This is a genomic window from Virgibacillus sp. M23 (assembly GCF_034190895.1).
GTDB lineage: Bacteria > Bacillota > Bacilli > Bacillales > Amphibacillaceae > Virgibacillus > Virgibacillus salarius.
The window spans coordinates 1-4989 of record NZ_JAWDHA010000109.1; the positions used below are offsets into that span (position 1 = coordinate 1).

Consider the following 4989-nt stretch of genomic DNA (forward strand, 5'->3'; position numbering starts at 1 on the left):
TCACTTTACCCATTGTAAAAAAAGTCAACCTATTACTTATGACAAGAATTGTTGCACCTTCTCATAGCGGAGACTAATTACGTAGACTCCTGCGGGATTAGCGCGAGCCGAAAATCCACTTTGCAACTCCTTCTTTGCAAAGTTAGTTGAGGCCGTGCCCGCGGAAAGCGAAGTAATTAGTCGGAGCATTGCCAATATACATCAAACATTTCAAAATAACTACTTGGCTTAACACAGTCATTGCACTGATTTTATACTTTCTTAACTTAGACAAAAGCGGAAGCGCCCGAATAAAAACGTAGCGACTGGAGCGAGTCAACAGAAATAAAGGAATCACGGTGTGCTTGCTAGTCGATGATGCTTTAGCTTAGAGCGATTCGTGAGGTCGCCTCTGTTTTCTGGGCGCTGGATCTGGACGCGGCTCAACATGCCCATTTTTATTCAGATGGGCTAATTTTATAGTTTCCTAGACAACAAAAAATAGGCTGCCGAAATATTACGACAACCCATCTCTTGAATCATGTAATTTTTTTATCCCGCATATAACTTGCAGTAAGACCACACTCCAAGCAATCAAGTGAAACTAATATGGTGAGTGGGGATAAACTGCCAGTAAATGTCCGATTGTTTCTAGGGCCTTTAGGTCATACCCTTGTGGTACTTCGAATCCGTGGGGGGATAAACAAAATCCCCCACGATTGAAGTTTCACTTTATTGTTCACTTGCTTGCTGCATCAGCTCTGTTTGCCCTTGGGACCGATTCATCATAAATTGAACAGCAATCATAATGATAAATGCAATAAGCCCATAAATATCTGTATTGCCTTCTGGATAAATGAGCATTAAACCTACTACCACGGAAATAATTCGGACGAGCCAATTTAGCTTAAGGTACCAAAACCCAATTAAACCAGCACCAATTGCAATCATGCCCGTAATAGCCGTAAAGAGAATCCAAATAATACTTAGTACGGTCGTATCAATCATTAACAGCTGTGGTTGTAGAACGAACATATATGGAATGATAAATGCTGCTACTGCCAATTTCGCAGCATTCACCCCTGTCCGTATTGGTTCACCACCAGATATTCCCGTCGCTGCAAATGCGGCAAGTGCTACTGGAGGTGTAATATCAGCAACAATTCCAAAATAAAACACAAACATATGACCTGCAAGTACTGGTATGGCAACTTCAAGTTGATCATTCAATGCTAATATAGCTGGTAAAGCAATCGTTGATGTAATGATATAGTTAGCTGTAGTTGGTGATCCCATCCCCAATATAATGGAAGCAACCATTGTGAAAAACAGTGTAAGCAGTAACTGCATATCAGCAGAGCTTGCAAGAGAGCCTGCCATACTTACAAGACTATTTCCCAATTTCAGCCCAAGACCTGTTTTTGTTACGACACCGACTATAATACCAGCGCAAGCAGTTGCAGCTGCCACACCTAGTGCCGTTCTTGCTCCAGAGGTTAACGCCGTTATAAATTTTGATAGATTAATCCGTGTATCTTTTCTAAACATACTAACCAAGATCGTAATACCTATTCCTAGTAACGCTGTTCGTTCAATACTAAACCCTTTAAATAGTAACCAGACAATAGCTATAATCGGAAGCAATAAATGAATCTTTTTGAAAACTTCCTTTTTAGGCGGGATCTGGTCCTTTGGCAAGCCGTGTAAGCCGGTACGCTTTGCCTCTAGATGCGTCATTATCCAAATACCAGAAAAGTATAAAATGGCTGGTATCGTAGCCGCCTTCGCAATTTCCCAATAACCCACTCCAGCAAACTCTATCATTAAAAACGCTGCAGCTCCCATAATTGGTGGCATAATTTGACCACCAGTAGAGGAAGCCGCCTCAACGGCACCAGCGAAATTTGGTTTATAACCGAGCTTTTTCATCATCGGTATGGTATAAGACCCAGTTGTAACAGTATTAGCAACAGAGCTTCCTGAAATAGTACCATTCAAGGCACTTGAAAAGATGGCAACCTTTGCTGGTCCACCTGTTCGACGACCCGCAAGTGAAATTGCCAAATCATTAAAGTAATTTCCTACCCCAGTTTGTACTAAAAATGCACCAAATAATAGGAATAAAAAGATATAAGTTGACGATACCTGTAAAGGCGTACCTAAAATACCTTGCGTTGTAAAAAACATTGAATCAATTAACTGTTGTAGACTCAGCCCTCTATGTGCAAGCATGCCTGGCATATACGGGCCGAATAATGCGTATACCAAAAAGATAATTGCAATAATGGTTATTGGAAGCCCTACTGCTCGTCGAGTAGCTTCCAGAACAAGTAATATCGCTGCTCCACCAATAAACATCTGCACCTGTGTAATACTTCCAATTTGCTGTACTAACGTCTCATAGAAAACTGGCCAGTAGCCACAAACGATAATGGACAATAATACAAGCAAATAATCATACCAAGCAACCTTCTTCTTGTTCCCCTTTTTTCTTGCTGGAAACAATAGAAAAATTAGGGATAGTGCAAAACCTAAATGGACCGTACGCTGAATGTAAGCAGTGTATTGGCCAAAGGCTCCTGTATAAAGCTGAAATAAAGAAAATGCTAATAATCCGATAAAAACGATAGCAGCCGCTGTACCAGCAAGCTTTCTCGTATTCGATTCAGAATCATATTTCTGTAACAATTCCTCTTGCTGTTTTTCGGTTAATTGATCTTTTGAGTCACTCAACGATCCTCACTCCTTTCAAGTATTCCCATAGTGTTAAATTTTCTATTTTTAAAGTAAACCAAGAGCCTGGCTTAAAGTATTTATTTAGGTAGATTTGATGCTCTGCGTTCTCGCCCCAAACAAGTCGATTTTCAGAAACGGTTTTGCCGTTTCTTAATTTAATGTTAGGAAAAATATTATCCAGCCTTTTAATATGGTATTTTCCATCCTCATACGTGAATTCTTCACCTTCTTGAGCATTAGATGGCATACCAATTCCAAATTCTTCATATACAATTTCATTTTGCTTCATATTCTGATTATCTAGTACAACATATTTTTCCACAACATCCGTTAAATGAATAGAATGTTTGAAAATTAATTGGAAGGGGGCGCCATCTTCTATAGGAAGGAACGCATCAATTTGCTTTGTATTTTCTTCATAAAATACTAGGGCTGTTCGGAAAGGAACACATAAAGCAAGTAGAGTAATTAATAGTAGAAGAACCAGAATAGCTATCATTCTCTTTTTCTTAGAAAACTTCATGAATATTCACCTAGAAACCGTTGAGATTTGTATAAGAAGATGTAAACGCTTCTAAACATGGGTTGACCGGCAGCAAATTCCTACATTCATGCAGGATTACAGCCGGCCACCAAGTTATTTATTGTAAAACTTATTTTGAAGCAGAAATACCTTCTTCTTCAAAATATTTCTTTGCACCTGGATGCAGATCAATTCCAATACCATCTAACGCAGATTCCTTCGTAATAAATTCACCTTTTGCATGAGAAATTTTATCCGTGTTTTCGTATATTGCTTTCGTAATATCGTATACTACCTCTTCAGATAAACTATCTCTTACAGCAAGCATTGCCAATACTGCTACTGTTGTTACATCTTCTTCAATATTATACGTACCTGCTTTAACTGTATCTTCAGCATAATATGGATACTCTTCAACTAATGCCTGAACCTTATCTTTAGCAATTGGAACAATTCCTACATCAACCGTTGCTGATAATCCTTCAACAGCTCCTGTTGGCGTACCCGCTGTGATAAACGCGGCATCAATATTACCGTCTTGGATACCACCAGTAGACTCTCCAAAATCAAGGTTTTGCGCATCAATATCATCCATTGTCATACCATGTACTTCTAGGATTTGTTCTGCATTTACATACGTACCAGACCCTGGTGCACCAACGGAAACCGTTTTCCCAGCTAGATCTTCTACAGATGCAATTCCGGAATCTTTTGTTGTTACGATTTGAATAGTCTCTGGATATAGCGAACCAATCGCCTGAACATTATCTACAGCTTTACCTTCAAAAGAATTGATTCCTTCAATAGCATTTGCTACAACATCTGTCTGAACGAATGCTAGATCTGCTTCTTCGTTACTTAATGCCATTACATTATCAGCAGAAGCATTGGAAGATGGTGCATCTGTTTGTATACCTGTTTCATCATCAATAATCTTTGCCATTTCTCCACCAAGCGGGTAATAGGTACCGCTTGTTCCACCTGTAAGCATGCTTAGAAACTTAGGTTTGTCTCCACCATCTGATCCACCATCACCATTTTTGCCTTCTTCATTACCACCACATGCCGCTAGAAATAGAGCTAATACTAGTAGCATAGCAATAGAAACCATAAGGTTTTTATTTTTCATACAAACTCCCCCTTATACATCGTTAACATGTGAATATATTTTACATTTATTTTCATGATATTGTCAAACTATTCCTAACAGAACCAATTTCAATTACTTTTCCACATGTAAGCGAGTTCAATTGTGGCGTAGGATTTCACTATTCATGCAGGTATTATTTTCCACATGACGAACGTTTTTATCCCGCATATAACTGGCAGTATATAGAGGATAAAAATCCTTGCTAACACACGCTGGCAGCAAGGATTTTCCTGTCATTACACTCCTAATTCCTTTTTGTATCGCTCCAATTCTTTTGTCGTACAGCGCACCCAATGGTCAGGTTTTATTTCCCTAAATTCAGGATCTTCGCTAACATCATGGATTGTTGGGTCATAATTCGTTCGTTGACGAGACCGTTCATAATTCGGATCTGGCAGTGGAATAGCGGATAACAATGATTTCGTATACGGATGAATCGGATTATTATAGAGCTCTTCACTGTCTGCTAGCTCTACCATATTCCCAAAATACATAACGCCAATTCGATCACTAATATATTTTACCATCGATAAATCATGGGCAATAAACAGATACGTTAGCCCTTGATCACGCTGTAGCTTTTTCAATAGATTGACAACCT

At 39.1% G+C, this 4989-nt stretch carries 4 protein-coding genes; all 4 read right to left on the minus strand.

The window, feature by feature from the left end:
• Nucleotides 1–711 precede the first annotated feature (711 nt).
• Nucleotides 712–2712 (minus strand): TRAP transporter permease, encoded by a 2001-nt coding sequence (locus RVS70_RS21265; protein WP_026682263.1) that lies wholly within the window; start codon nt 2710–2712, stop codon nt 712–714.
• A complete protein-coding gene (locus RVS70_RS21270; protein WP_321134737.1) occupies nt 2705–3238 on the minus strand; it encodes a DUF1850 domain-containing protein in 534 nt (177 codons plus the stop codon). Before RVS70_RS21270 ends, RVS70_RS21265 begins: the two co-directional genes overlap by 8 nt.
• A 130-nt stretch (nt 3239–3368) precedes the next feature.
• Nucleotides 3369–4367 (minus strand): TAXI family TRAP transporter solute-binding subunit, encoded by a 999-nt coding sequence (locus RVS70_RS21275; protein WP_166531006.1) that lies wholly within the window; start codon nt 4365–4367, stop codon nt 3369–3371.
• Nucleotides 4368–4624: 257 nt separating this feature from the next.
• Nucleotides 4625–4989 (minus strand): oligopeptide/dipeptide ABC transporter ATP-binding protein (locus tag RVS70_RS21280; protein ID WP_321134740.1); only part of this gene is annotated, 365 nt, incomplete at its 5' end.

What these genes read in the sequence shown, in the direction of transcription:
- RVS70_RS21275 (WP_166531006.1), bottom strand. Translation starts at nt 4,367, where the DNA reads ATGAAAAATAAAAACCTTATGGTTTCTATTGCTATGCTACTAGTATTA.
- RVS70_RS21270 (WP_321134737.1), bottom strand. Translation starts at nt 3,238, where the DNA reads ATGAAGTTTTCTAAGAAAAAGAGAATGATAGCTATTCTGGTTCTTCTA.